This window comes from Methylobacterium sp. Leaf125 (genome assembly GCF_001423085.1).
GTDB lineage: Bacteria > Pseudomonadota > Alphaproteobacteria > Rhizobiales > Beijerinckiaceae > Methylobacterium.
Window position 1 is genome coordinate 16,046 of the sequence record NZ_LMNU01000010.1, and the last position, 26,162, is coordinate 42,207.

Consider the following 26,162-nt stretch of genomic DNA (forward strand, 5'->3'; position numbering starts at 1 on the left):
ACGCAACAAGGGCCGCCCCCCGGGAGGGGAGCGGCCCTTGTGCCGTTCAGGAGAACGGGGCAGAGGGGGCCTACGGCAGGGCGCCGGCCTTCTTCTTGGCCTCGGTCATCGTGTCCTCGCAGCCCTTCATGTCACCGGCCTTGTCCTGGGCGCGGGCCTTCGTGATCAGGTCGCGGGCCTCGGCGACGCCGCCGGCGCTGGCCTTGGCAGACGGATCCGTCGGCTTCACGTTCGGCGCCTTGTCGAGGGCCTTGTCCGAGTGGGACGAGGTCGGGCCGCCGGGCGGCTCCTTGCCCGTGACCTGCTCGGCACCGGCGCTGTCGAGGCGGCGCTCGATCGTGGCGATCTGCTCCGAGCAGGACGAGGCGAAGGCGGGTCCGGCCGCACCAAGCAGGATGAGGGCGGCGGGCAGGACGGTGGTGATCCGCATGGATGGGCTCTCCGGGGTAGGGTGGGCACGCAGGTCCGCGGCCCGGGTCGGGGTGTCGCGAGAGAAGCGCCGGCCGGCGGACAGAGTTCCTTTCCGGATCGCCCTCGCCTGGAGGCCCAAGCGTCGCAGGGTGTGGGCTGCGTCGCAGGCTCGAGACGACACCGGAAGGCTGGGGGCTGCGTCGCGGACCCGGCAATGCGAAGGGGCGCGGATCGTTGCCGATCCGCGCCCCCGCTCGTCCGTCCGACCCGGTCTGTCGGGCTACCAGGTCACGCGGACGCCGCCATAGGCCGAGAGCGGCTGCACCAGGGTCGTGGTGCGCGGATCGTTGATCACGAAGTTGCCCGCCACCTGTCCGGTCTCGGCGAAGGTGCCGAAGTTGGCATAGCGGTTGTTGAACAGGTTCGTGACCAGGGCGAAGACCTGCACGTTCGGGCTGATCTGGATGCTCGTGTTCAGGTTGGCGGTGAAGTAGGCCGGCAGCTTGCGGTTGATGTTCGACTCGTCGCCGCGGAAGTAGGACGACGAGAACGCCTGGAAGTTCATGCCGAAGGTCCAGATCGGCGTGATCAGGTAGTTGAACCCGGCCTTGAACTGGTGGTTCGGGATCAGCGGGACGTTGTTGCCGCGCCGGACGTTGATCAGGCCGTCATCGGCGAGCGGGTTGTTCGGGGAGGACAGCTCGCCCTCGAACTGGAAGGTGGCGTCGATGAGGGCGTAGTTGCCGTAGAGGCTCAGGCGCTCGCCGACATACTCGCCCGAGACCTCGATGCCCTGGCGCTGGGTCGCCGGCACGTTGACGAAGTAGCCGCGGGCGGCGTTGCCCGGCACCGCGACCTGCAGGATGTCGTTGCGCAGGTCGGTGCGGAAGGCGCCGATCTTGTAGTTGAACAGGCCGTTCTCGTAGAAGTTCGGCACCGTGCCGCGGAAGCCGACCTCGTAGGTCTGGCCGGTGACCTGCTTGAGCGGCGGATCGGCCACCAGCGAGTTCGGCAGCAGGCAGGGCCGGTCGGGATTGGCGCAGGCGAGCTCGAGGGGCGTCGGGGCGCGGTTCGACTCGGAGTAGCCGCCGTAGAGGTTCAGCCAGGGGAAGAAGCGGTAGGTCGCGCCCACCACCGGGTTCACCTTGGTGAAGTAGTGCGTCCCCGTCACGTCCGGCGAGAAGCCGGTCTGGTCCTGGGTCGCGATGCGGGCGAAGTTCAGGCGCGCACCGGCGGTGAGCGACAGGGCGTCGGTGACGTCGAAGGTGTCGAGGGCGTAGAGGCCCATGTAGAGGTTCGAGCCGGTGACGTTGCTCGGCGCGATACCGAGGGCCGCGGCCGTGCGGAGCGCCTCGGTGCCGAGGCCCGGGATCGTACCGTAGTTCGGGTTCAGCGGGTTCGTGGTGACGCTGAGGTCCGGATTGATCACCCCGAGGGAGCTCGACGACTTGTAGGTGTAGTTGGCCGCATCGATGCTGCCGCCGACCACGAAGGTGTTGTTGTGGCCGAAGACCTGGTCGCGGTTGGCCGCCTGCAGGGTGCCGCCGTAGCCGGTGGCCTCGGTGCGGATCGTGTCGAGGGTGCCGTAGGGCACGCCCGCCGTGAAGGGGATGCGCTGGCCCTGGCGGCCCAGGATGGTGAACTGGTCGCGGAAGGCGCGGTCGCTGAGGCCGCCCCGCTCGAAACCGTCATCCTCGAAGCAGAGGAAGCCGCGGTTGCTAGAGCGCGTGCTGCACTGCTCGAAATTGCCGTCGTTGCCGTCGATCACGAACTGGCTGAGGCGGCGGACATAGGCGTTGCCCTGCAGGTCCCAGGTCGGCGAGATCGCGACCTTGCCGGTGACCTGGATCTGGCCCTGCTCGGTGGAGATCGTCTGGGGCGAGGTGAAGATCGCCCGCTCGTCGGCGCGGGTGAAGTCCACCGGCGTGGCGGCGGCGGCACCGAAGAAGGTCTTGGCGCCCGACGCGATGATGTGGAACTCGGAATCGAGGGTCTTGTGGCCGAGATCCGCATAGACGCGGCCGATCTCGGAGGGCGACTTGATGCGCCAGCCCTCGTCGCGCAGGCCCTCGCCGGCGAAGTAGAAGCTCCAGGGGCCGATGACCTCGCCGTATTGCAGCGAGCCCAGGATGCGCCCGTTGGAGCCGCCGCTGACGGTGATCTCCTTGCCCTGCCAGGTGAAGCCGTTCTTCATCTCGATGTTGACCGCGCCGCCGAGGGCGTTGAGGCCGAAGACCGGGTTGCCGGTGACGATGTCGATCCGGTTGATCGCCACCGAGGGGATCAGGTCCCAGTTCACCACGTCGCCGAAGGCTTCGTTGATGCGCACGCCGTTCTGGTAGACCGCGAGGCCCTGCGGCGCGCCCTGGAGCGGCGAGGCGTCGAAGCCGCGATAGGTCAGGGTCTGGCGGAAGCTGTTGCCCTGCCCGTCCGACAGGTTCACGCCCGGCGTCTTGCGCGCCAGGGTGAAGGTCGGGTCGAGGGTGGCGCGGTCCTGCGCGAAGTCGGCCGCCGTCACGGTCTCGACGGTGTTGGGGATCTTGTAGAGCGATTGTCCGCCGCCGCCGCCCGTGGCGCCGACCGGGGTGGTCGCGACCACGTCGAGCTCGCTCAGCGTCACCGATTGCTGGCCGCCGGCGCCCTGCGCCAGCACGGCGCTCGGCAGCAAGGCCACCGACAGCAGCAAGCTGCTCCGCAGTGTCCGCTTCGTCATCCCCAGTCCCCCAAGATCGTCTTCGTGTGCCTGCCCCTTAGTCGGGGCTTCGAAGACAGTCTTGCGAGGATCGGGTGCTGAGAACAATCGCGCGCCGCGCGGATTCAGCGCTTTTGCGCGGTCCCGGCTTCGTTGGTCACATGGCGTGGCGCAACGGACACGATTTTTCTTACGATTTCAAAGGTTTGGGGAGAGTTCAGCAAGTCGCCCGGGAGGAAGTGGCAAGCAGTCCGGGGCTGCCGGGGCCCCGGACCGTCCGCCGCGTCAGAGGCGGGCCTGGATCTTGCGGGCGATCTCGCCGAGACGCTGCTCCAGCAGGGTCGGGACCTCGCAGACATAGGTCAACGACTGGCTGCGTTCCTGGAAGATGCGCCGGTCCCAGGTGAACTTGGTCTCCAGCTCCGAGGCGTCCTTGGGGATGTCGCGGGCGTCCTGGACGCTCGGGGAATCCTTGGTGGCGCTGATCTGGTCGGCTTCGTCGCGGATACGCTCGGCCATGCGGCGCTGGCCCTGGGCGTAGCGGCCGATGCCGGCGATGACCTTGTTGCGCTCGCCGTTGATCACCTCGAAGACGCCGGCGAAGACCCGGGTGAGGCGCTTCTCCTTGTCGGCACCGGCCTTGGCGGCGAAGTCCTCGAGCAGCGGATCGACCTCGGACAGGGGCGTGCGCCGCGAGGCGATCTTCTGGGCCAGGGCCGCGGCCTCGAAGTCGTCGCCCCAGGGGCCGGCCGCCTCGAGGTCCGGCCCGGTCCAGACCGTGCCCGGGCTCAGGGTCGAGACCTTGCGCTGGACGCAGGGCCAGTCCGGGTCGGATTTCGGCTGGGCGAGGGCCGGGCCGGCACCGAGGCCCAGGAGGGCGAGGCCCGCCAGGGTGCGGAGGGGGAGCGTGCGAGAAATCATCAGGAATTGTCTCCGGCCGGGCCGCCGCGCCGGGCCATGATGCCACGGCCCGGATCGTAGGCGACGACGGCGAGGGTGAAGAAGGCGAGCGTGGTCCCCACGACCACCGCGCAGGCGATCGGCTCGAACTGCCCGTAGAGGGCGAAGCGCACGAGCTGCACGGCGTGGGAGAAGGGATTGAGCTGGCAGATCCAGTACAGGGTCTCGGAGGATTCGCGGATGCGCCAGAGCGGGTAGAGCGCCGAGGAGGCGAAGAACATCGGGAAGATCACGAAGTTCATCACGCTGGCGAAGTTCTCCAGCTGCTTGACCATGGAGGAGAGCAGCAGGCCGATCGCGCCGAGCATCAGCCCCGAGGCGATGAAGGCCGGCAGCGCCGCCACGTAGCCGATGGCCGGGATGTCGAGTTCCCAGAACCACGCGATGGCCAGGAAGGCGTAGGCCTGCACCACCGAGACGGTGACGCCGGCGATCAGCTTGGCGAGCAGCAGGAGCCAGCGCGGATAGGGGCTCGTCAGCAGCACCTTCATCGAGCCGACCTCGCGGTCGTAGACCATCGAGAGCGAGGATTGCATGCCGTTGAAGAGCTGGATCATCACCGCGAGGCCCGGCACCACGTAGACCTCGTAGAGCACGTAGGTCTGGTAGGGCGGCTCGATCGAGACGCCGAGCGTGTTGCGGAAGCCCGCCGCGAAGATGAACAGCCAGACCAGCGGCCGGACCAGGGCCGAGAAGAAGCGCTCCTTCTGGTTGAAGAAGCGCAGCAGCTCCCGGCGCACGATGCCGCCGAGGCAGATGAGGTAGCCGACGGCGTCGAGGCGCCCGAGATGCGGCACCGGCGCCTCCGCCGGCGCGACGGCCGGGGGCGGGGTCGTCGCGGTGGCGCGGGCAGCGGGGCTCGGGGTCATGGCGATGGGATCCGTGGGCGTGCTCATGCGGCCTGCCGCGCGGGTTCGGCGACGAGGCGGCGGAAGGCCGCCTCCAGGGTCTCGTCGCCCTGCGCGATGGAGCCGGCGGTGCCGCGGGCGACGATGCGGCCCCGGTGCAGCACGACCGCGTCGTCGCCGGCGTCGATCTCCTCGAAGATGTGGGTGGCCCAGAGCACCGACAATCCCTCCTCCCGCACCAGGGCGCGGACGATGGCGACGATGTCGGCGCGCGATTCGAGGTCGAGGCCGACGGTGGGCTCGTCGAGGAGGAGGAGCCGGGGCTCGTGCACCAGGGAGCGGGCGATCTCGATGCGCCGGGACTGGCCGCCCGAGAGGGTCCGCACCTTGTCGTCGCGCCGGTCGCTCAAGCCCACGCGGTCGAGCAGCGCGGTGATCCGCGCCTTGGCGGCCTTGCGGGCGATGCCGTGCAGGCTGGCGTGGTAGAGCAGGTTCTGCGCGACGGTGAGGTCGGTGTCGAGGGTGCGGGCCTGGAACACCACGCCGAGGCGGGCGAGGGCCCGGCTCGGCTCCCGGTCCAGGGCATGGCCGAGGATCGAGACCTGGCCGTCCTGGTTCGAATACAGCCGGGTGATCACCGAGAACAGGGTCGTCTTGCCGGCCCCGTTCGGCCCGAGCAGGGCGGTGAAGTGTCCGCGCGCGACGCTCAGGGAAACGTCGGACAGGGCCGCCCGCGCGCCGAAGCGGTGGCTCACATGGGCCACATCGAGGGCGGGGCTCGCGCGCTCTCCGGAACTCATGGCTTCAAGGCCCGCGCGGCGTCGCCGACCGCGTCCAGGCACTCGTCGAACTCGCCCTCCCCCATCTCGCGCTCGGCCACCCGCAGGGCCTTCTTGAGCTTGGGCTGGACCGCCTCCGGGGCGGGCTTGGCGAGTTCGGCCTTGAGCATCGCGATGCCCTCCACGCAGGCGGCCTTGTCGTCCGCCAGGGCGGCGACGCTCCCGAGGGCGAGGAGGACGGGGAGGGCGAGTACCGGGGGCGCGCGCATCACGGGGGTCCTACTTCACGGTGAACTTGCCGGTCATGCCCTTGGATTCGAGGCCATGGACCGACCAGGGATACTCGCCGGGCCGGATGGCCACGAACTCGATCGCGATCTCGCCCGGATCGTCGAATTCGAAATGGTCCGGCGGGCCGCTGCCGTGGATCTCCAGGTGCTGAATCACGATCTGGTTGAACCAGATGTTGCGGAAGAACTCGGTGGCGTAGAACTTGTACTCCTGCCGGCCCTTGGCGACGATCCGCAGGCGGTAGGCCTTGCCGGATTCGAGCTCGATCTCCTTGTTCTCCACGACGAAGTCGTTGCCCTCCTCGTTGCCGAGGACGAGGTCGGGCAGGTTCTGACGCTTCTTCGTCAGGTCGAGGGCCTGGGCCGGCGCGATCCAGGCAGGGCCGCCGGCGAGGATCGCCGCCAGGGCGAGGGCGGTGCGCCGCATCGTCCGCTTCATGTGTTGTCCTCCCGTTTGCCGCCCCGGGGCGGTGCCGCCTTGAGGCGGTCGTTGCTAGTGCTCTGGCGCTGGCCCCTCCCCGCGGAGGGCGGGGCCCGTGCTTTAGTTCGGCGAGACCGTGACCCCCCAGGGCAGAAGCCCCACGGGGATGCTCTTCACCACCTTCTCGGCCGCCACGTCCACGACCGAGATGTCGTTCGAGGAGCCGTTGGTGGAGAACAGCAGCTTCTGGTCCGGGGTGAAGGCGAGCTGCCAGACGCGCTGGCCCACGGGGAGGTACTTCTCCACGGCGTAGGACTTGGCGTCGATCACCGCGATGCGGTTGGCCGGGCCGAGCGCCACGAAGGCTTTGCTGCCGTCCTTGGTGATGCGGATGCCCACGGGCTGGATCGCCTCGTCGTTCACGCTGGGGATCTTGAAGGTGATCTTCTTGATGACCCGGCGCGCGGCGACGTCGATGACGCTGATGGTGCCGCCGACTTCGGCCGAGACCCAGAGATATTTCCCGTCCGCCGTGAACTCGGCGAAGCGCGGGCGGGCATCGACCAGCACGTTGTCGATCACCGCGAAGGTCGTGGTGTCGATGAAGTGGGCCATGTTGGTGGTCTCGGAGGTGTTCACCAGGATCTTGCCATCCGGGGACAGGCCCATGCCCTCGGGCTCGACGCCCACCGGCACCTCGGCCATGACCTTGTTCTTCTCGATGTCGATGACGGTGACCTGGCTGTCGTCCTCGTTGGCGACGTAGAGCAGGTTGCCCTGGGGGCCGAGGATGAACTGCTCCGGGTCTGGCCCCGAGCGCAGGGAGCGCACGACCTTGCCGGTGCTGGTGTCGAGCACGTCGATGCGGTCGTCGTCGCTGGCGCAGACGAACAGCTCCTTGCCGTCCCGGCTGGTGGTGACGCCGCGCGGGCGGCGGCCGACCTTCCAGGTCCCGGTCACCGCCATCGTCTCGGTGTCGATGACGCTGACCGAGTTGCCCTTCTCGTTGGTGACGTAGACCGTGTAGGCCTGCGCCGGGCAGGCCAGCGAGAAGCCGGCCAGGACGGTGCCGGCCAGCAGCGCCAGGCCCAGTACCGATCCGGACACGTGTGCCCTGTCGCCGCGGCTCATGGGGTTCCTCCTCGGGGCCATCGCTGTCTCGTGCGCGATTGATTGGGCGTTACTATAGTGCAGCCCCGTCTCACGGGGAGCGCGGGACCGCAAGCGGGCGGGAGACCGTGTTGCCGCAGGCGGCCCGGCGGATCCGGGCCTCGCGCGAACGTGACGGGATCAGTCGGGGAACTTGCAGGTCGTCTCCGGCAGGTCGATGCCGAGGGTGTCGAGGGGCGTGCGCTGGTGCGTGAAGCCCTGCTCGGGCGCCACCGAGACCATGGCCTTGGGCTGCACCACGATGATGGGCTGGCGCAGCTGGTGGTCCCAGGGGCGGTAGCTGAGGGAGACGCCCTTGTAGGCCGGCAGGCTGAAACCCGGGTCGGCGAAGTAGGGCGCGAGCACCGCCGGGTCGGCGGTCTTCTTCTGGGTCGCCGCCTCGCCCACCGAGCGCACCGCCGCCCAGGCCTGGTAGTCGAGGGGCCGCATCAGCCGCCCCGCCTGCCGCCGGAAGCGGTTCTGCGCCTGGGCCGCGCCCCAGGTCTCCAGCATCGGGTGCCAGGTGGTGGCGATCAGCCCCTGCGTGCCGGCCACGGGGCGCGGGTCGACGGTGCGGAACGGAACGTAGTCGCCCCAGTCGCCGGCCTCGTCGGCCACCACCGCGATGTCGTAGTCGAGCCCCCGGGTGAACACCATCGCCTCGGACCGGGTCGGGGTGTCGCCCCGCGCCTTGGCCAGGGGGCCGAAGGTCCAGGGCTTCTCGGCGTTGATCTTCAGGGCGAATTTCCGGGCGGCGTTCTTGAACGCGTCGGCGTAGAGGCGGTCGTTCTCCCCCGGTCCGACGATGAGGAACATCTTGCGCCAGCGCATCAGCGTGAAGAACTGCGCCAGGGCATCCGTCTGCATCGCCCGGCTCGGCAGGACGTGGAAGACGTTGCGGCGGCAATCGGCCCCGCGCAGGCGGTCGTCGGGGGCGGCGATGTTGAAGATCGTGACGCCCTGCCCCTTCAGCGCATCCGCGATGGCGAGGAGTTCGGCCGCCGGCAGCGCCACCACGAGGTAGCGGATGCCCCGCCCCGCGAGGTCCCGGGCCGCCGCCACCCCATCCTTGTCCCCCGCCTTGTCCCCCGCGAGGGCGACCTCGTCGAGGACGTAAGTCTGCTTGGTGAAGCGACCGGTGTTGTTGTTGTCCTTGACCGCCATCCGGGCGCCGGCGACGCCCTCGTCCTCCGGCACCGCCTCGGCGTCGTAGGAGGAGGGCGCGGGCTCGGGCCGGTAGATCAGGCCGATATGCGTCTCGCTCGGAGCGATCCCCGGCGCGGCGGGAGGCGTGGCCGGCTCCTGTGCCGAGGCCGGGGCGAGGCCGCACAGCCCGAGGCTGAGGGCGAGCGGGGCGAAGAGGAGGCGTGCGGAGCTGAGCATGTGGCCGGGAGGCTAACAACATTGCGCCGCCGCGCTCAATCGCGGATTGCTAAGCGGTTCTTAAGGGCGCCCCGCCGAAACCTTGCGCCGACCTCGCGACGGCGCGGCGGCATTTGCGCGCCGGGCCGTTTCCGGGCAGATCTCGCGGAACTGAGGCGCCGGCGGGATCACACGGGCGCCCGGCGCGTTCCCGTGATCCGTTCCCGCGGTCCTCCCGTCCCCGCCCCCAGCGGAGAGCTTCGCCCATGGCCCCGTCCCCGATCCGCGCCGCGCGCGGGCTCGCCCTCGCCGCCCTCCTCGCCACTGGCGTTCTCGCGGGCCCCGCCCGGGCCGCGCCGGAGAAGGCCGCGATCTTCGGGGTCGAGCTGTTCGATCCCGGCGTGGTCGGCGGTCGCAAGGCCCGGCCGGACGAGGTGCGTCGCCTCGGCCTCGTCACCGACGAGCTGCGCAAGGCCCTGGCCGACAGCGTCGAGCCCGTGGATGTCGCCCCCCAGGCGGCCGAGATCGCCAAGCAGGCACCCCTCTACAAGTGCGACGGCTGCGCCGCGACCATCGCCAAGACCCTCGGGGCCGACCTCGCGGTCAGCGGCTACGTCGAGAAGGGCTCCAACCAGATCTTCAACCTCACCGTCACCATCGCGGAGGCCGCCACCGGCAAGGTCATCCGGGGCGGCCGGGTGGTGATCCGCGCCGACACCGACGACACCTGGGCCCATGCCATGCGCTGGGTGGTGAAGAACCGCCTCCTCACCGAGCCCTTGCCGAACCGTTCCTGACCGGGCGGCGTTTCAAGAGACGGGGATTTCCCTTATCCCCGCCCATGCGCTAGGTCCGCGTTCAGGCCGGAAGCGCCAGCTTGAGGCCGAACTTGCCCCGGCCGCGCCACCCTGGGCGCGGCGCTTCCCGACCCGGGCGTCGTCGATGGCCTCCTCCCGAGGCCCCGAGCAACCGAAACCCGCGCTGATGTCCGTGCCCCGCGTGTCCCGATCCTTCGATCTCCGGTCCTTCGACGCCGACGCGCCGGCGCCGCGGCTCCTCGTGAGCGTGCGCAACGCGGACGAGGCGGACCTCGCGACCGGCGCGGGCGCCGACCTCGTCGATGCCAAGGACCCCGAGCGCGGGGCGCTGGGGGCCCTCCCCGCCGCGACCGTCCGCGCCATCGTGGCGCAGGTGGGCGGCCGCACCCTCGCCAGCGCCGTGGCGGGCGAGCCGGACCGCGCGGCCCTGGTTCCCGCCATCGCCGCCATGGCGGCCACCGGCATCGACGTGGTGAAGGTGGCCGTGGGGGACGCCGTGTCGGCGGACGACCTCGCCCGGGCCGCCGAGGCGGCCTCCGGGCGCCTGATCGCCGTGCTGTTCGCGGAGGCCGGCGATGCCGCCGCCCTCGTGCCGCGCCTGCGCCGGGCCGGCTTCCTCGGCGCGATGATCGACACCGCGGGCAAGGACGGGCGCCGGCTCACCGACCACCTGTCCCTGCCGGCGCTGGCGGCGTTCACCCGCGCCTGCCGCGATCACGGCCTGGTCTCGGGCCTCGCCGGCTCCCTGGCCCTCTCCGACATCGCCATCCTGGCCCCCCTCGGGCCGCATTACCTCGGCTTCCGCGGCGGCCTCTGCGGCGCCGGCGACCGGCGTCAGGCCCTCGATCCCGTCCGGGTGGCGGAGGCCGTGCGCCTGATCCGCGCCTCGGCCCGGCGGGACGCCGCGTGATGCGGGCACCGGCCGCCCCGATCGTGGTGAAGCTCGGCGGCAGCCTCGTCGCCGACGCGCCCCGCCTGCGGGCCTGGCTCGCGCACCTCGCCGACGGTGCCGCGGGGCCCTGCGTCGTCGTCCCCGGGGGCGGACCCCTCGCCGAGGCGGTGCGCACATCCCAGGCGGCCCTCGGCTTCTCCGACGCCCTCGCCCACCGCCTCGCCCTCGACGCCATGGGCCGCATGGCCGAGATCTTTTCGGCGCTCGAGCCGCGCCTCGTAGCCGCCCGCGCGCCGGAGGCCCTCGCGGCCCTCCTGGCGTCCGGGCTGGTCCCGGTCTGGGACCCGGCCGACCTGAAGGCCGGCCACCCCGACATCCCCGAGACCTGGGACGTCACCTCCGACAGCCTCGCCCTCTGGCTCGCCGCCGCGATCGGCGCGTCGCGCTGCTGCCTGGTGAAGTCCGCCGAGCGGCCGGCAGGGACGACGGACTGGGCGGATCTCGCCGCGAGCGGCCTCGTCGACGCGGCCTTCCCGGTTTTCGCGGCCCGCTATGCCGGGCCCATCGCCATCCTGGGTCCCGGCGCGGCCTGTCCGCCCGCGGCCGCCTCCGAAAGGGCCGCCGCATGAGCGCGCCCGAGCACCTCGTCTTCATCACCGGCCGCATGGCCAAGGCGCGCCTGGAGAAGGTCGCCGCCACCCTGCCGCCGGAGCGCTACGCCTGGAGCATCGCCGATGCCGGCGTGAAGGTCGCTGCGCTGATGACGGAGGAAATCATCCGCCGCCGGGTGACGATCCCGGACGGCGCCAGCCGCATCATCCTGCCCGGGCGCTGCCGGGCCAACCCGGAGGCGCTGGCGGCGCATTTCGGCCTGCCGGTGGAGCGCGGCCCCGACGAGATCGTCGACCTGCCGGCCTATCTCGGGCTCGCCGGGCGCACGGTCGATCTCTCCCGCCACGACCTGCGCATCTTCTCCGAGATCGTCGACGCCTCGAAGATGACGCCCGAGCAGATCCTGGCGAAGGGCCTCGACCTCGCCCGGCGCGGGGCCGACGTGATCGATCTCGGCGGCCTGCCGGACACCGACTTCCCGCATCTCGAGGCGTGCGTGCGGCTGCTCAAGGGCGCCGGGCTCAAGGTCAGCGTCGATTCGTTCTCCCTCGACGAGCTGACCCGGGGCGCCCGGGCGGGGGCCGACTACCTGCTCAGTCTCAACGAGCAGACCCTCGACCTCGCCTTCGAGACCGACGCCGTGCCGGTCCTGGTGCCGGTGCGTCCCGACGACCTGGCCTCCCTCGATCGCGCCATCGAGCGCATGGAGAAGGCGGGGCGGCCCTATATGGCCGACCCGATCCTGGAGCCGATCCATTTCGGCTTCGTCGAGTCGATCACCCGCTACCACGAGACCCGGCGGCGCTGGCCCGGCATCGAGATGATGATGGGCACCGGCAACCTCACCGAGCTCACCGAGGCCGACAGCCTCGGCGTCACCGCCCTCCTGGTCGGGATGTGCTCGGAGCTCGCCATCCGCAACGTGCTCATCGTCCAGGTCTCGAACCACACCCGCCGGACGGTGGAGGAGCACGACGCCGCCCGCCGGGTGATGTTCGCGGCCCGCGCCGATTCGGCCCTGCCCAAGGGCTACGGCCGCGCCCTGCTGGCGCTCCACGACAAGCGGCCCTACGTGCAGACCCCGGACGAGGTCGCGGTGCAGGCGGCCGAGGTGAAGGACCCGAACTACCGCATCGCCGTGGCGGAGGACGGCATCCACGTCTTCAACCGCGACATCCACGCGATCGGCACCGACGCGATGGCGTTCTTTCCCGACCTCCAGAGGACCGGCACCGTGGGCAGCGACGGCGCCCACGCCTTCTATCTCGGCGGCGAGCTGACCAAGGCCGAGACCGCCTGGCGGCTGGGCAAGCGCTACGTCCAGGACGAAGCCCTGGCCTGGGGGGCGGCCGCCGACGCCGCGGTGGAGGACACCACGGCCTTCAAGAAGGCCGGGCACACGAAGCATTCCGGCTCGGCCGCCGCCGAGATCGCGGCCCGCGACGCCACGCCGCCCGAGGCCGGGGCGGTCGCGCCCGAGACGACGGGACCCGGCGAGACCGGGGCCGGCGACGCGGTGTCGGAGACCCCCCCGGAGGGCGGCGGCCGCATCGTCTGCGGCAAGTTCGTGCCCGACGCGCCGCGCGCCGCGACGGGAAAGGCGTGACCCCATGCCCCTGATCCTCGAGACCGTCGTCACCACCACCGACCGCGCCGGCGCGCTGCACCTGGTGCCGTTCGGGCTGATCCAGGACGGCGCGGACTGGATCCTGGCGCCGTTCCGGCCCTCCCCCACCATCCGCAACCTCGCCGACAATCCGGTCTTCGCCGCCTCCAGCCCCAGCGACGTGCGGGTGATCGCCGGGGCCGTCACCGGGCGGCGCGACTGGGCGACCGTGCCCTGCGCGCGGATCCCCGGCCGGCGCCTCGCCGAGAGCTTCGGCCATGCCGAGTTCGAGGTCGCCGCCGTCGAGGACGATCCCGTGCGACCTCGCTACCGGGGACGGATGGTCCACGCGGCGGCACACGTGCCGTTCTTCGGCTACAACCGGGCGCAGGCGGCGGTGCTGGAGGCGGCGATCCTCTCCACCCGGCTGCACATGCTGGAGCCTGACAAGATCCTGACCGAGATGCGCTACCACGCCATCGCGATCGCCAAGACCGCCGGGCCCGCCGAGCGCGAGGCCTGGGACTGGATCGAGGACAAGGTGGCCGCGGCCCTCGGCCGCGACGACCGCATCCTCGAGCGTTCCCCCCCAGCACCCTAGAACGTGCTTTCCCGAGGAGACGAAGACCCGATGAAGTTTCTCACTCTGACGACCGTGGCGGCCTTCGCCCTGGTGTCGTTCGGCGCCCAGGCGCACGGCCCGACCCGCAAGAAGGTCGAGGAGACCGTCGAGATCAACGCGGCCCCGGACAAGGTCTGGGCCGTGATCGGCAATTTCCAGGACATGAGCTGGCTGCCGCCGGTCGAGAAGACCGAGGGCAAGGGCGGCAACGAGATCAAGGCCACCCGCACGCTGACGCTCAAGGGCGGCGCCACGGTGGACGAGGAACTGTACAAGTACTCCGCCGAGAAGATGAGCTACTCGTACCGGATCACCAAGGTCGACGTGAAGACCCTGCCGGTGAACGACTACTCCTCCACCATCAAGGTCGAGGATGCCGGCGGCGGCAAGTCCAAGGTGGCCTGGGACGGCGCGTTCTACCGCGGCTACATGAACAACGATCCGCCGCCCGAGCTGAACGACGAGGCCTCGCAGAAGGCCGTGCGCGGCCTCTACCGCACCGGCCTCGACGCCCTGAAGGCCAAGCTCGAGAAGAGCGGTTCTTGATCGCATCGCGAACGGGGACGGGCCGGCGCTTCGCCGGCCCCTTCCGCTCCGGCGTCCCGGGGTTTGGCCTCCCCCTGCTCGGCCTGCTGCTGCTCGGCGCGCCGGCCCGGGCCGATGAGGCCCTCGTCACCGCGCAGGGCGCCAACACCCTGGCGATCGTCGATCTCGAGGCCGGCAGCGTCGCCGCCCAGATCCCGATCGACGGCGCGCCCGCCGGCATCGCCCTCTCTCCCGACCGCCGCACGGCCTTCGTCACCCGCCCCGAGGGGCCGGGCCTCGCCGTGGTCGATCTCGACACCCGTACCGTGACGGGCACCCTCGCCCTGCCCGGCGGCCCCCTCGGCATCGCGGTCAATCCGAAATCCGGGGCGGTCTACGTCGCCGACTGGTACGGCAGCCGCATCTTCGTCGTCTCGCCGGACGGTGCGCGCCTCGACACCGAGATCCAGGTCGGCGCCTCGCCCTCCGGCATCGCCGTGACCCCCGACGGCGCCACCCTGCTGGTGGCGAACCGCGAGGGGGATTCGGTCTCGGTGGTGGACGTCGCCGCGGCCCGGGAACTCCAGAAGATCCCGGTCGGCCAGCATCCGTTCGGCATCACCCTCGATGCCGAGGGGGCCCGCGCCTACACGGCCAACGTGACCTCGAACGACGTCTCGGTGATCGACGTGCCCGGCCGGCACGAGATCGGCCGGGTGACCACGGGCGAGCGGCCCTACGTCATCGCCCTCGCGGGTCCGCGCGGCTTCGTCACCGACCAGTATTCGGGCACCGTCACGGTGTTCAACCTGAAGACCCTCACCAACGTCGCGGCGATCGAGGTCGGCGATCACCCGGAGGGCATCGCCGCCTCTCGCGACGGCCGCACCCTGACGGTGGCGAACTGGGGCTCGAACACCCTGAGCCTGATCGACGCGACCACCCTGAAAGTGACGGGCGAGATCAAGGTCCCGGACGGGCCGCGGTCCTTCGGGGATTTCCTGCGGTGAGGGTCGGAGGCTGGGTACGCCGCGCGTGAAGGGCCGGCGCGTGTCGCGCGCGGACCCGGGCCTTTCGCCCCGGAGCGGACGTCCCGCCCGCGACCCGACCGCGCCGTTCGGCCCCGACGCCACCGGTCCGAGCGCGGCCGTCGATGCTTCTGCCCGGGTCCTCCGCGTATGGCCTGGTCCACGTGAGGTCGGTGCCGATCGCACGGACCGTGACTCCGCCCTCAACGGGTTCGGGCGTTCCTCTGCGTTTCGACGCCAGGGCTATCGAGGAAGGCGATGATGCTGTCAGCGACCGCCTGAGGGGCCTCGCGGGCGGGGAAATGGCCGACACCGTCCAGAACGACCCGCTGGTAGCCGTTCGCGAAAGAGCGCGCTTGGCCTTCCGACTCCCCCGGCGGGTCGCATCGATCCGCACCGCCCTGGATCATGAGCGTGGGCACCTGGAGGAGGTCCGTCGCGTCGACCACGTCGCGCAGGGACGTGTAGCGCGGGTCGAGTTTCTCCGGCTTCCAGCGGCTCCGATAGCCATGGAGCGTGATGGCGACCCAGTCCGGATTGCGGAAGCTGCCCGCCACGGCCGCGAACACCGCGTCGTCGAACCAATCCGTCGGTCCCCACGTGTCCCACTGGATGCGCGCGAAGCGTTCCGGATCGTCCCGTACCGCCGCCGCGCCCGCGTCGGTCGTCATGAACCACTGGTACCACCAGCGTCGGCTCTGCTCGAACGACGGCGTGGCGAAGCGCCCGCGCGGCGCATAGCCGATCGCAAGCGACGTGATCGAGGACACCCGCTCCGGCGCGAGCGCCGCCAGGATGTAGTCCGCCCGGCCGCCCCAGTCATGGCCGACAACCGCGCAGCGGTTCCAGCCGAGCGCGTCCATCAGATCGAGAGCGTCCCGGGCGATCGCCACGCCGGTCCCGTCGCGGGGGGATTGGTCAGCAAGAAAGCGTGTCGGCCCGAAGCCGCGAAGCCAGGGGGCGACCCAGCGATAGCCTTTCTGCTCCAAGAGCGGAGCGACGCCGCGCCAGCCAGTGGCATCATCCGGCCATCCATGCAGGAGCAGAACCGGTCGACCGTCCCGAGGGCCTCCGCTCTCGAAAGCGATGTCGAGGAGTTCGGTCTGGATATGGTCCACCGCAGTGCTCCGTGTTCCGCACGAGTGAATTGCCCCGGCAGCGGCCGACCGCCGGACGCAGGCATCGTCCAGGCATCCCGCGGATCAGGGCTGCGAGAAACCCCCGGCGCCGACGATGTCCGTGCCCGTCACCCCGGTGTGCCGCCGAAATCGGGATGACCGGCGAAGGCGGCCGCCAACAGGGTCACGAAGCTGCGCACCTTGCTGGCGATGTTGCGGTTGGCCGGATAGGCGGCGTGCACCGGGATGACCGGCAGATTCCAGTCTGTCAGAACCGGGACGAGCGCGCCCGCGCGGATTGCCGGACCGACCACGAAGGCGGGCTCCAGCGCGATGCCCGCCCCGGCCAGGGCGGCGGCCAGCAGCGTCGGGCCGTTGTTGCACTCCAGAAGGGGTCGGATCGGGAAGTCGGCCACCGCACCGTCCCGCTCGAACCGCCACTTGCGACCCCAGCGCAGCGCGGAGAAATGAAGGCAGGCATGGGTCGCGAGGTCCTGCGGGGTCGCCGGCGGGCCACGGCGGGCGAGGTAGGCCGGAGATGCGCAGGCGATCAACGGGGACGTACCGATCCGCCGCGTGACCAGCGTCGGCTCGACCGCAAGTGCACCGCGGATCGCCAGGTCGAAACCCTCCCCAATCAGGTCCACGGCATCGGTGGACAGCTGAAGGTCGATCGACACCGCCGGGTTCTCGGTGAGGAAGCGCGCGACCACCGGGGCGACATGATCGGGGCCGAGGTCCGGAGGGGCTGCGATCCGCAGGCGGCCGACCGCCTCGGTCTGGAAGGCTGTCGCCGCTTGCCCGGCAGCCCGCACACGATCCTGGATGTCGGCGAGCGCCTCCCGGTAGACCGTCCCGGCTTCCGTGAGCCGCACGGCGCGCGTGGAGCGTTGCAGCAGCTGGACGCCCAACCGCGTCTCCAAGGCGCGGATCTGCGCACCGACCGCGGAACGCCCCATCTCGAGGTCGTCGGCTGCCGCCGTGAAGCTTGCGCGCTCGGCGACGGCAAGGAACGCCATGATCCCGGCCAGCGGATCGGTGGTCTTCATATGTCCGCCCATGCGCCAACCGATGTACGATCATCGATCTTATCGCGGCGGATCGCAATCGGTAGCTCTGGGGAACCCCAACCCGACCGACAGGACGTTCGCATGGCCGCTGCCCTCTGGTTTACCACCGCCCGCCTGACCATCCATCTGTCGCAGAACGACAATGCCGATGGGCTCACGCTGATCGAGCACCACATGGCGCAGGGCTTTGCCGTGCCGCTGCATGTCCATCAGGACGAGGATGAAAGCTTCTACATCCTGCAGGGCGAGGTCCGCATGCAGATCGCCGACGAGGTTCGTCGGCTGACACCGGGCGACGCGATCACGGTCCCGGGTGGAACGCCGCACTCGTTCCGGGTCGTCTCCCCCGAAGCGCGCTTCCTGTCGATGACGACGGGTGGGTTCGAGGCGATGATCCGCAGCCTGGCCCGGCCGGCGGAAACAGAAGGCCTGCCGCCCCAAGCCGAGCCGACCGACGCGGAGGTCGCGGCGCTGGTCGCGGCCTGTGCCGCGCACGGCATCGCGTTTCAGGGACCTGCGGTCGCGTGAAGCACGGGGTGGCGGCTCGTGCGGATCGCCTTTCCAGAAGCCGCCAGTCTGGACGCCACGCCACCCGGACGGAGCGCATCCTCGACCAAGCTGCCGCGAAGCGGACCTTCCGAGGGGCTTGGAAGGGGCGCAAGCGGACGGGACCGCGCTGTCGGGCTCCGGCCACGCGAGCCTGTGCCCCCTGCCCTCACGCCGCCGCGGGCGGCTCTGGAGATTCGGGCTCCTCCGGCGAGTTCAGGATGTCCTCCAGTTCGTCCACCAGCATGTCGATCTGGTCCGACGTCGCCAGCACCCGCAGGGTCTGGCCGGATTCGGTGGCGAGGGCCAGCTCGATGCCGCCGCCGGAACGGCTGGCGAGGATGCGGGCGAGTTTCTGCGGCGTGCTCATGCGCGGGGTCTCTCTCCAGGAACTCGGGTGGGCCAGGAACTTGGGTCGGCCAGGAACTCGGGTGGGCCAGGATTTCAGGGGGGATCGGCCGCCAGCAGCGCCACGGCGACGGCGGGGCCGCAGGTGGAGGCCCAGTCGGCCCCGGCCTCGGCGAGGTGGCCGGCGATGAGGTCGGTGAAGGCGTGGGCCGGCCGGCCGAGGCGCGCGGCCAGGCGCTCGGCCAGGAACCGGCCGGCGCCGCACACCACCACGGGCGCTCCGTCGGGCAAGGCCTGGCGGGACAGCACCAGGGCGGCCGCATCGTGCAGTAGCCGGAGCTGCCGTTCGGCGAAATGGGCCGCCAGGGCGCGCCACTCGGCGGCGCTGCCCTCGTCGCGGTCGCGCCCGACGATGCGGGCGAGGCGGGTCTCGCTCTCGGGGATCGACTTGCCCTTGAGGTCGACGCTGTGCTGCTGGTCGGCGCCCTCCGGCAGGTCGCCGAGGATGCGGTGGATGTCGGCGGCCGTGGCGAAGGTCTCGGCCATCAGCCCGGTGCGCCGGCCCCGGAACGGGGCGTGGTCGGCCAGCGCCACGAGATGCGAGCGCACCACGCCGGTATAGACGAGTTCCCCCGTCTCCAGGCGCTCGGCGTCGCTGTAGCCGGCCGCCACCGGCGCCCCGGCCGCGATCGGGATCAGGTCGGCCGTGGTGGAGCCGATATCGACGAGGAGCCCGTCGGCGACGTGGCGGCCGATCAGGGCCGCGGTGGCGTGCCAGTTCGCCGAGGCGATGTCGCCGGCCTGCGCGGCGGCGGCTTCGGGGGCGAGCAGGCCGGAACGGCCGCCGTAGATCCGCACCCGGCCGCTGAGATGAGCCTCGGCCCAGGCGGAGATCTGCCGCACACCGTCGGTGCGGCCGGCGAAGCAGTCGGTGAGTTCCCCCGTCATGGTGACGACGTGGTCGGCCGTGTCCCGCGCCCAGTCGGGCAGCTGCGCCAGGGTTTCGTCGAGGGCGGGCAGCCCGCGCCAGAGGCGGCAGGGCGCCTGGACCACGGCGACCACGCGGCGATCGCGGACCAGGGCCGCCTTGACATGGACCCCGCCGAGATCCCAGCCGATCACCGGCATGTCAGGAAATGCGGCGGGAGATCCGGATGGTGGTGTCACGGGCGGGCCTGAACGCGGGAGGAAGCCGAATGGCGGACGAATTCGAGATCATTCCGGTGCTCGACCTGCGCCACGGAGCCGTGGTGCGGGCGCGGGCCGGCGACCGCGCCTCCTATGCCCCGATCGTCACGCCCTTGGCAAAGGGGTCGGCGCCGGCGGACGTGGCCCGCGGGCTCCTGGCGGCGGTGGCGGCGCGGATCCTCTACGTGGCGGACCTCGACGCGATCGTCGACGGGGCGGCCCCCGATCGGGCGAGCCTCGCCGCCATCGCGGAGGCCTGTCCCGGCACCACCCTGTGGGTCGATGCGGGATTCGCCGATGCGGCCGGGGTCGAGGCCTTCCTCGAGACCGGGCTCGGCCGGCCGGTGATCGGCAGCGAGAGCCAGGCGGATGCCGGACTCGTGCGCGCCCTGGGCGCGCGGGCGGTGTTCTCCCTCGACACGCGGGAGGGCGAGCGCCTCGGGCCTTCCAGCCTGCACGACACGCCGGCGCACTGGCCGCGCGACGTCATCGTGATGACCCTCGGGCGGATCGGCGTCGGGGCGGGTCCGGATCTCGACCGTCTGGCGGCGGTGGCGGCGGCGAGCCCGGCGACCCGCCTCTACGCGGCGGGCGGGGTGCGGGGCCCGGAGGATGTGGAGGTCCTGCGCCGCCGCGGTGTCGCCGGCGCCCTGGTGGCCTCGGCCATCCATGACGGGGCGCTGCGCGGCTGAGGGGTTGCTCAAAAGAGAGGGGCGGCCTTCGGGCCGCCGGGTATCCAAACGAAGAGGGGCGGCCCGAAGGCCGCCGGGTATCCAAACGAAGAGGGGCGGCCCGAAGGCCGCCGGGNGGCCGCCGGGTATCCAAACGAAGAGGGGCGGCCCGAAGGCCGCCGGGTATCCAAACGAAGAGGGGCGGCCCGAAGGCCGCCGGGTATCCAAACGAAGAGGGGCGGCCCGAAGGCCGCCCCGTGTCGTGTTCATCGTCCGAGGAAGATGGAAGCCAGTCGCTGGAGCAGGCCCCGCGGTGCGGGCGGAGGCGCGCTCTGCCCAGGACTGCCCCCGATCTAAGCGTTCGACGCGAAGGGGTGCGAAGCGGAGTTGCGCTGCTCGGTGACGACGGCGGCGGTGGGCTCGCCCTTGACGGCGCGCTCGATGGAGAGCTTCACGGCGTCGTAGTTGTACTTCTGGATCTTGGCGTCGTCGGCCGCTTCCCAGTGGATGAACACGCCGACCAGGATGAACAGGTCGTCGGCCTCGTCGGCGGGGATGATGCCCTCAGCCACGCAATCCTGAACGGCCTTGGCGACGCCGTGCTGGGCGGGGCCGAACATCTGGACGGCCTGACGGGCGTCGTTGATGGTGACCTTGTTGAACATCAGGGTGTTCGGCTTGCAGGGCAGGTTCGGCGCGATGACCGCGAGCAGGCTGGTGAAGCCGTGCTTGTTGTTCACGAGGCCGTTGCAGAACGCGGCTTCGGCCGGCGAACCGCGCGGTCCGATGATGAGATCGATGTGGGCGACCTCGTTGCCATCACCGACGAGGGCCTCGCCGACCATAACCTTGTTGATCTTCGCCATGTGGGGTTTCTCCCAAAGTCTTGAAAAGACGTGGCCGCTCCCGAGCTCAGGGGGCGGCCGGCAGCTATCCTTGTTCACGGCGTCCAGTCCATCGAGGGACCGGACCGGTTAGCCCGGATCGCGGCGCGGACCCTACTCTGGGGCCTTGCCGGGAACAACCCTGCGCAGGCCGGTCGGCCTGGCAATTTATTCATCGGTGGATGGAACCTTCGTTTGAAGCCCCGAAAACCTGTCCAAGGGGCCGGGATCAGGCCTCGGCCCGGAGAAGACGGTCGAGGAACAGCGTCGCCACCGTGAAGTCCGCGCTGGTGCCCGGGTTGAGCCGCTCCGCCTTCCAGGCGCGGTCCCGGTCCAGCAGGGCGTCCACCGGGGCCGTGCCGAGGTCGAGGGCCAGCAGCGCCTCGGCCTCGGCGCGCAGGGCCTCCGCGCGGTCGGGGCCGTGCTTGCGCGCCACGTGGCTGTCGGGCACCCGGGCGAGATAGGCGAGATACACGGCGGTGGTGCACCAGGGGGGGCTGAGATCCCGCGCCCGGGCCGCCGCCAGGGCCGGCAGGCCGATCGCGAACAGGTCGGCGAATCCCGTCCCGTAGGCCCGCGCGATGGCGTCGCGCGGGGCGGCCTCCGCCATGGCAGCCCGCAGCGAGGCGGGGCCTTGTGGATCGGGACCCTGCGAATCGGTGACGTCGTGACGCTCGGCCCGGCCGAGGCCGCCCGGATTGGCCCGCCGGATCGCCGCGAAGACGTCGCGGGCATCGGCTGCGTCGAAGCCGTCGAGAACGGTGGCGAGGGCGGCGCGCAGCGGACCGGCCGTCTCCGCCGCCCGGGCGAGGGGCGCGCACAGGAGCACGATGCCCAGGTTGGTGTTCTGGCCGACGCGGTCCATCGTCGCCGCGACGGCCCGGAGCACGCGCCGGCCCACCGGCGCACCCGCCTCGGCCAGGGCCGGGGCCGAGACCTCGGCGCTCGTCACGAAATCCGCCACCGCCATGCGGTGGCCGTCGGCGAAGGCGTGGACGTTGCCGGGCTTCAGGGCGTCGAGCTCGTCGAGGCAGCTCGCCCGGTAGGCGGCGGCGACGGCCCCGGGCGCGATCATCCGAGGGCCGCGACGAGGCGGGGCGGACGGGCGGCCCGCACGGCGTTGAGGAAGCCGCGGGCGACCGCGAGGGCGATGTCGACCTCGGTTACCTGCTGCAGCCCGGACCAGGCCGGCATCGAGTTCACCTCCAGCACGAGGTAGCCTCCCTGCCCGTCCTCGACGAGGTCGATGCCGGAATAGTCGACGCCCACCGCCGCGGCGGCCCGCTCGGCGAGCTCGGCCGCGGCGGGCGGCATCGCCCAGGCCAGGGGTCGGCCCCCGCGATGGACGTTGGTGATCCAGCCGTCGCCCTCGCGGATCATGCCCGCGATGGCGCGGCCCTCGCAGACGAAGACCCGGTAGTCGCGCCAGAGACCGTCGCTGCGGGCGATGTAGCGCTGGAGATAGTAGACCCGCGACACCGCCTCCTCGTCCGGCAGGTCCTCCGGGCGCTCGATCAGCTGGAGGCCCTCGCCCTGCGAGCCGAAGAGCGGCTTGAGCACCAGGGGACGCCCGGGACGGGCCTCCCGGGCCACGACCTCGGCGGCGGCGTCCCGCTTCGAGAGCACGAAGGTCTCCGGGGTGGGCAGGCCGGCCCGGTCGATGAGCAGGCTCGTCATCGCCTTGTCGACGGAGCGCTCGATCGCGCTCGGGGAATTCCACACGGTCGTGCCGCTGGCCACCAGGGCGTGCAGCACGCCCAGGCGCATGGTGGTGGCCTCGAAGGTGCCGCCCGCGATGGTGCGCAGCAGGACGCCGTCCGGCAGGGTCTCGAAGCCCGGCACCCGCAGGGGCTCGGGGCCCCCCGTCACCACCGCGACGTCGGCCATCGAGAACAGCACCGGCGCGGCGCCGAGCTGTTCGAGGGCGGCCCGCAGGCGCGCCTTGTGCCAGTTGCCGTTGTCGGCCGCGAGCCCGATCCGCATTGTTCTCTGCCAACCTCGACGTCGATCGCTTCTTCCTTCCGCGGGAGAAGGTGGCCTTCCGCGGGAGAAGATGGCCCGCCAAGCGGGTCGGATGGGGGAGCGCCCGTGTCGGGGAGGTTCCGCCTCCCCCACCTGCTCCGCAGGCCCCCTCCCCCGCGCCGGGGGGAGGGGTTACGACCGGCGCCTTACCGGAACGACGCCTCGACCAGCTCCGGCATCAGCTTGCCGCCGCGGAAGCTCTTGCCGGTGGTGACGGAGGTGACGATGACCTCGGCGGGGCTGAAGAGCGCGCCGTCGATCTTGTAGAAGTCGCCGTTCACCCGGGCGAAGATGTCGGCGAAGGGCGCGCCGTGATCGGCCGAGTTCGACGACGGGACCTGCTCGGCGAGCTGCTGGGCGTCGGCGTCGTCGGCCTCCACGAAGAGCTGCACGCGGCCGCCGTAGATGATGGCGTCGTTGGTGCGGCCCATGGCCTGGATGAAGTCCGGGTGCTGGGGCGAGAGCGGGGCGGAGCCGATGCCGTCGACGATCTTGTGCAGGTCGAAGCCGACGGTGTGGGCCTTGTGCAGGGCGACCTCGAGGACGCGGGCGACGACCTGGGTCGAGCCGGCCAGGCTCTGGGTCGGGGCGTAGATGAAGGTCAGCTGCTCGGGCGCCAGGCCGGTGGCCTCGGACACCTTGGCGATGACGGAGGCCGGCGGGCCGCCGGCCGCCTCGAGCACCAGGGCGGTCTGGGTCGCGCTGTCCTTGTAGCCGAGCTCGCCGTAGAGGTCCTCCACCACCGCGACGGCGCGGCCGGGGCCGGAGCCGAGGGCGAAGAAGCCGGAATCCCCGGTCTCGTCGGCCAGCGACCAGCCGGCATACTGGCTGCCGAGGCAGGCGATAACCGGATCGGCGGCGTGCACGATCACCGAGTAGGGCCAGGACGTGATCGGGCCCGACGGCGCGATCGAGACGGTGCCGAGGCCGCCGAGGCAGATCTCGGCGATGCGGCGCCCGGCCTCGATGGAGCCGCGCACGCTGGCGCCGGCATCGACCATGCGGGCGCCGTGCTCGGTGGTCACGGAGAGGCGCAGGGCCTCGGCATCGGCGACCAGCCGCTCCACCAGGGGGGCGGTCAGGGCGTTGACGCTCGGAAACGGGAATTTCGCGCCGCTCGGGCTGGTGGTCATGGGTGTCCCTCCGTCAGGGCGAGCAAGGTCCGCACTTCGGCGGCCCGGCCTCGCAACATCGCTCTCGTGGCGGCCGAGTCCGGCCCTGTGGCGAACAGGGTGCACAGCGGAGCGTGGCGCGCCACCATGGTGCCGGGTCTTGGGCGGTCGCGCACGAAATCCGGCCAGGAGATCGGCGGCATCGGCGCGTAGCCGCTGGCCGCGTAGCAGATTTCCGTCGCCGCCGCATCCATTGGTGCGGGTTCGGCCTCGGGCAGTCGGCCGAGGCTCGCCGCGATGTGCTGGGCGAGGAGGGGCGTCGGGCGCCGGTCGAGCACGTCGAGGGTGGCGCCCGGGCGCGGGTTGATCTCGCTGAGCCACCAATCCGGCCCGTCCACGAGGCAGTCGGCGCTGGCGAGCCCCGTGAGCCCGGTCGCCCGGGCGAGGCGCCCGATCCCGGCCGCGATCGCTGCCGCGTAGTCGGGTGCGAGCACCGGCGGCTCCCGGCGCGCCCGCTCCAGGGCGCCGGCATACCGGAAGGGCCGGAGGGGGGACGGGGCGCTCCACTGCTCGGTCACGCCCACCAGGCGGATCGCGGCACCGTCGGCCAGGATCGCCAGGGAAACGGCGCGTCCCGGCACCCGGGCCTGGAAATAGGCTCCCGCCGGCGCGGGCCCGCCCGGCGCGCCGCGGATATGCGTGCCGCCCGATCCCCCTGCCCGCTTGAGGAGCCAGGCGGCCCGATCGGGCACCGGATCGCGGGTGACGGCCGGGTGCGGGACACCCTGCGCGCGGCAGAGCGCCGCGAAGGCGAAGGGGTCCTTCAGGGTGGCCACGCAATCCGGGCCGGCGCCGAGGAGGCGGTGGCGCTGCGCGATGGCCCGCATCAGGTCGGGGGCGGCCTCGAAGCCGCTGCCGAGGACGAGGCCGAGGGGCGTGCCCGCTGCCTCGGCCGCGAGGGAATCGAGCGCAGCGAGGACGGCGTCGCCGCCGAGGCGTCCGGCCCCGAACCGCCCGTCGGCTTGGCGATAGCCCGCGGCCAGGGCCCGGGTGTCGGCATCGCCGAACAGGTCGAGGACGAGGGGCGCCAGGCCGGCGCGCCGCGCCGCCTGGGCCAGGGCGCGGCCGGACTGGGCGGCGATGAGGAGGGGCCGGCCGGCGGGGGCCGGTGCCGCCCCCGAGGGGCCGGCCGTCAGCCCGCCACCTCGACCGCCAGGGTGTAGGCGTCGCGGAAGTCGAGGCAGAGCGGCGCGTCGGATTCCAGCATCCGCCGGAACAGGCGGGATTCGGTCTGGTACTTCACGTTGCCCACCGCGAGCGCGCCGATGCCGACGCCCCGGCCCGTCGGCAGGGGCACGTCGATGGCGTTGACGTCGATGCCGGCGATGCCGGCGGGCGGCACGGCGTTGACGTCCGAGGCCACGAGGAGCTTCGGGGCGGATTCGAGGTCCTCGGCGGTGAGGATCGGGATGCCGGCCGGGCCGGCCGAGAGGATGACGTCGGCGTTGACGATGGCGGCGCGCCGGGCGGCCACGGTGGAGCCGTCCACCGCCTCGACCTCGACGTCGAAGCGCCAGCGCATGGTGTTCGAGATCTTGCTGACGCGCTCCTCGCCGTCATGACCGACGAGGACGGCCTTGGCGCCGTGGAGCGCGCCGATCACCGCGGCGACGTAGGCGACGACGCCGGCACCGCCGAAGATGACGATGCGCTTGCCCTCGAGGCCGGTGTCGAACTTCGCCTTCAGGGCGCGGGTCACCTCGGCCACCATGGCGGCGCCGGTGGTGAAGGAGCCGGCCGGATCGGCGAAGATGTGGTTGGCGAAGGGAGGCACCAGGGCCTTCCTGGCCCGGTCCACCATGTCGAGGGCGTCCTCGGCGTTCTTGCCGCCGATGAAGATCCCGGTGCGCACGCCGTCCTGGGGCGCGCGCGAGAAGATCGAATCCTGGACCAGCGTCGTCACGTCGGCGAGCGTCGCATTCGTGTAGGTGGCGACGGTTTCGAAGCCCGCATCCACGGCCATGTTCACGTCGAACGGGCTCATATGCTTCAGGGGCGTGATCATGTGCAGGATCGAGCGGGCCATCGTCGGACTCTCTTCGTGCTGTGACGCGGCCCGATCGTGCGCGGAGGCGTCGAATTGTCAAAGCCCGCCGCGGTCGGGTGGGCCGAAGCTGGGCTCTACAGG

Annotated in this window: 29 protein-coding genes; 10 read left to right on the forward strand and 19 right to left on the reverse strand. The window is 71.5% G+C overall.

The genetic code is table 11. The features are described from left to right. Nucleotides 1-70: 70 nt before the first annotated feature. The 9 genes from ASF58_RS10745 to ASF58_RS10785 all read right to left on the reverse strand — a co-directional run bounded on the left by ASF58_RS10745 (nt 71) and on the right by ASF58_RS10785 (nt 8,933). Nucleotides 71-430 carry a hypothetical protein gene (locus ASF58_RS10745; protein ID WP_055951457.1) on the reverse strand — a complete coding sequence of 120 codons (360 nt, stop codon included), beginning with the start codon at nt 428-430 and terminating at the stop codon, nt 71-73. A 261-nt stretch (nt 431-691) separates the two neighbouring features. Further along, the gene (locus tag ASF58_RS10750) at nt 692-3,124 is read right to left on the reverse strand and encodes a TonB-dependent receptor (protein WP_055951460.1); all 2,433 of its coding nucleotides are present in this window, start codon (nt 3,122-3,124) and stop codon (nt 692-694) included. 264 nt (nt 3,125-3,388) lie between these two features. Then, nucleotides 3,389-4,024, reverse strand: coding sequence for a hypothetical protein (locus ASF58_RS10755; protein ID WP_055951463.1), 636 nt, complete (start codon nt 4,022-4,024; stop codon nt 3,389-3,391). Beyond that, complete coding sequence (locus ASF58_RS10760; protein ID WP_244477274.1) at nt 4,024-4,959, reverse strand: ABC transporter permease; 936 nt, start codon at nt 4,957-4,959, stop codon at nt 4,024-4,026. Before ASF58_RS10760 ends, ASF58_RS10755 begins: the two co-directional genes overlap by 1 nt. After that, entirely contained in the window at nt 4,956-5,711 is a 756-nt protein-coding gene (locus ASF58_RS10765; RefSeq protein WP_055951466.1) for an ABC transporter ATP-binding protein, read from the reverse strand. Before ASF58_RS10765 ends, ASF58_RS10760 begins: the two co-directional genes overlap by 4 nt. Then, entirely contained in the window at nt 5,708-5,959 is a 252-nt protein-coding gene (locus tag ASF58_RS10770) for a hypothetical protein (RefSeq protein ID WP_055951469.1), read from the reverse strand. Before ASF58_RS10770 ends, ASF58_RS10765 begins: the two co-directional genes overlap by 4 nt. Before the next feature lie 10 nt (nt 5,960-5,969). Beyond that, on the reverse strand, nt 5,970-6,407 hold the full coding sequence (locus ASF58_RS10775) for a hypothetical protein (RefSeq protein WP_156375634.1): 438 nt from the start codon (nt 6,405-6,407) through the stop codon (nt 5,970-5,972). Nucleotides 6,408-6,521: 114 nt separating this feature from the next. Then, the gene (locus ASF58_RS10780; protein ID WP_055951475.1) at nt 6,522-7,532 is read right to left on the reverse strand and encodes a YVTN family beta-propeller repeat protein; all 1,011 of its coding nucleotides are present in this window, start codon (nt 7,530-7,532) and stop codon (nt 6,522-6,524) included. 159 nt (nt 7,533-7,691) lie between these two features. Next, complete coding sequence (locus tag ASF58_RS10785) at nt 7,692-8,933, reverse strand: ABC transporter substrate-binding protein (protein WP_055951478.1); 1,242 nt, start codon at nt 8,931-8,933, stop codon at nt 7,692-7,694. Between the two features lie 245 nt (nt 8,934-9,178). Between ASF58_RS10785 and ASF58_RS10790 the strand changes: the two genes are divergently transcribed. The 7 genes from ASF58_RS10790 (at nt 9,179) to ASF58_RS10820 (ending at nt 14,997) form a co-directional block, all read left to right on the forward strand. After that, entirely contained in the window at nt 9,179-9,709 is a 531-nt protein-coding gene (locus ASF58_RS10790) for a DUF3280 domain-containing protein (RefSeq protein ID WP_082512993.1), read from the forward strand. A 187-nt stretch (nt 9,710-9,896) separates the two neighbouring features. Continuing rightward, entirely contained in the window at nt 9,897-10,640 is a 744-nt protein-coding gene (locus ASF58_RS10795) for a (5-formylfuran-3-yl)methyl phosphate synthase (protein WP_082512994.1), read from the forward strand. After that, nucleotides 10,640-11,251 (forward strand): uridylate kinase, encoded by a 612-nt coding sequence (locus ASF58_RS10800; protein ID WP_055951481.1) that lies wholly within the window; start codon nt 10,640-10,642, stop codon nt 11,249-11,251. The genes ASF58_RS10795 and ASF58_RS10800 overlap by 1 nt, the downstream gene beginning before the upstream one ends. Then, nucleotides 11,248-12,840, forward strand: a complete 1,593-nt coding sequence (locus ASF58_RS10805) for a DUF6513 domain-containing protein (protein WP_055951484.1) — start codon at nt 11,248-11,250, stop codon at nt 12,838-12,840. Before ASF58_RS10800 ends, ASF58_RS10805 begins: the two co-directional genes overlap by 4 nt. A gap of 4 nt (nt 12,841-12,844) precedes the next feature. Further along, the gene (locus tag ASF58_RS10810; RefSeq protein WP_055951487.1) at nt 12,845-13,441 is read left to right on the forward strand and encodes a DUF447 domain-containing protein; all 597 of its coding nucleotides are present in this window, start codon (nt 12,845-12,847) and stop codon (nt 13,439-13,441) included. A 30-nt stretch (nt 13,442-13,471) separates the two neighbouring features. Next, a complete protein-coding gene (locus tag ASF58_RS10815; protein ID WP_055951490.1) occupies nt 13,472-14,008 on the forward strand; it encodes an SRPBCC family protein in 537 nt (178 codons plus the stop codon). 74 nt (nt 14,009-14,082) lie between these two features. Beyond that, nucleotides 14,083-14,997 (forward strand): YncE family protein, encoded by a 915-nt coding sequence (locus ASF58_RS10820; RefSeq protein WP_055951592.1) that lies wholly within the window; start codon nt 14,083-14,085, stop codon nt 14,995-14,997. Nucleotides 14,998-15,218: 221 nt separating this feature from the next. On the opposite strand, the gene ASF58_RS10825 is transcribed toward ASF58_RS10820, so the two are convergent. After that, on the reverse strand, nt 15,219-16,133 hold the full coding sequence (locus tag ASF58_RS10825) for an alpha/beta hydrolase (RefSeq protein ID WP_055951492.1): 915 nt from the start codon (nt 16,131-16,133) through the stop codon (nt 15,219-15,221). Between the two features lie 128 nt (nt 16,134-16,261). Next, nucleotides 16,262-17,182 carry a LysR family transcriptional regulator gene (locus ASF58_RS10830; RefSeq protein ID WP_055951495.1) on the reverse strand — a complete coding sequence of 307 codons (921 nt, stop codon included), beginning with the start codon at nt 17,180-17,182 and terminating at the stop codon, nt 16,262-16,264. A 102-nt stretch (nt 17,183-17,284) separates the two neighbouring features. Here ASF58_RS10830 and ASF58_RS10835 point away from each other — a divergent pair, with 102 nt between their 5' ends. Further along, nucleotides 17,285-17,731, forward strand: coding sequence for a cupin domain-containing protein (locus tag ASF58_RS10835; protein WP_055951497.1), 447 nt, complete (start codon nt 17,285-17,287; stop codon nt 17,729-17,731). A gap of 187 nt (nt 17,732-17,918) precedes the next feature. On the opposite strand, the gene ASF58_RS10840 is transcribed toward ASF58_RS10835, so the two are convergent. Together ASF58_RS10840 and ASF58_RS10845 are read right to left on the reverse strand one after the other, a co-directional pair. Then, on the reverse strand, nt 17,919-18,119 hold the full coding sequence (locus tag ASF58_RS10840) for a hypothetical protein (protein WP_055951500.1): 201 nt from the start codon (nt 18,117-18,119) through the stop codon (nt 17,919-17,921). Nucleotides 18,120-18,193: 74 nt separating this feature from the next. Then, nucleotides 18,194-19,225: a hydantoinase/oxoprolinase family protein gene (locus ASF58_RS10845; protein WP_055951503.1), complete on the reverse strand. Its 1,032-nt coding sequence runs from the start codon at nt 19,223-19,225 to the stop codon at nt 18,194-18,196. Between the two features lie 68 nt (nt 19,226-19,293). Here ASF58_RS10845 and ASF58_RS10850 point away from each other — a divergent pair, with 68 nt between their 5' ends. Next, on the forward strand, nt 19,294-19,977 hold the full coding sequence (locus ASF58_RS10850; RefSeq protein ID WP_082512996.1) for a HisA/HisF-related TIM barrel protein: 684 nt from the start codon (nt 19,294-19,296) through the stop codon (nt 19,975-19,977). 332 nt (nt 19,978-20,309) lie between these two features. Here the strand turns inward: ASF58_RS10850 and fae are convergent, their stop codons facing one another. From fae to ASF58_RS10875, 5 genes are all read right to left on the reverse strand, one after another. Then, nucleotides 20,310-20,822, reverse strand: coding sequence for a formaldehyde-activating enzyme (fae, locus tag ASF58_RS10855; RefSeq protein ID WP_055951505.1), 513 nt, complete (start codon nt 20,820-20,822; stop codon nt 20,310-20,312). A 247-nt stretch (nt 20,823-21,069) separates the two neighbouring features. Beyond that, nucleotides 21,070-21,915: a triphosphoribosyl-dephospho-CoA synthase gene (locus ASF58_RS10860; RefSeq protein ID WP_055951509.1), complete on the reverse strand. Its 846-nt coding sequence runs from the start codon at nt 21,913-21,915 to the stop codon at nt 21,070-21,072. Continuing rightward, nucleotides 21,912-22,823 (reverse strand): RimK family alpha-L-glutamate ligase, encoded by a 912-nt coding sequence (locus ASF58_RS10865; protein WP_055951513.1) that lies wholly within the window; start codon nt 22,821-22,823, stop codon nt 21,912-21,914. Before ASF58_RS10865 ends, ASF58_RS10860 begins: the two co-directional genes overlap by 4 nt. Before the next feature lie 185 nt (nt 22,824-23,008). Beyond that, entirely contained in the window at nt 23,009-23,995 is a 987-nt protein-coding gene (gene mch / locus ASF58_RS10870) for a methenyltetrahydromethanopterin cyclohydrolase (RefSeq protein ID WP_055951516.1), read from the reverse strand. Further along, nucleotides 23,992-24,861, reverse strand: a complete 870-nt coding sequence (locus ASF58_RS10875) for an ATP-grasp domain-containing protein (RefSeq protein ID WP_348271583.1) — start codon at nt 24,859-24,861, stop codon at nt 23,992-23,994. Before ASF58_RS10875 ends, mch begins: the two co-directional genes overlap by 4 nt. On the opposite strand from ASF58_RS10875, the gene ASF58_RS27615 reads away from it, so the two are divergent. Continuing rightward, entirely contained in the window at nt 24,838-25,197 is a 360-nt protein-coding gene (locus tag ASF58_RS27615; RefSeq protein WP_348271584.1) for a hypothetical protein, read from the forward strand. The genes ASF58_RS10875 and ASF58_RS27615 overlap by 24 nt on opposite strands. On the opposite strand, the gene ASF58_RS10880 is transcribed toward ASF58_RS27615, so the two are convergent. After that, a complete protein-coding gene (locus ASF58_RS10880) occupies nt 25,167-26,060 on the reverse strand; it encodes an NAD(P)-dependent methylenetetrahydromethanopterin dehydrogenase (protein WP_055951525.1) in 894 nt (297 codons plus the stop codon). The two genes, ASF58_RS27615 and ASF58_RS10880, sit on opposite strands and share 31 nt — an antisense overlap. Nucleotides 26,061-26,162 lie beyond the last annotated feature (102 nt).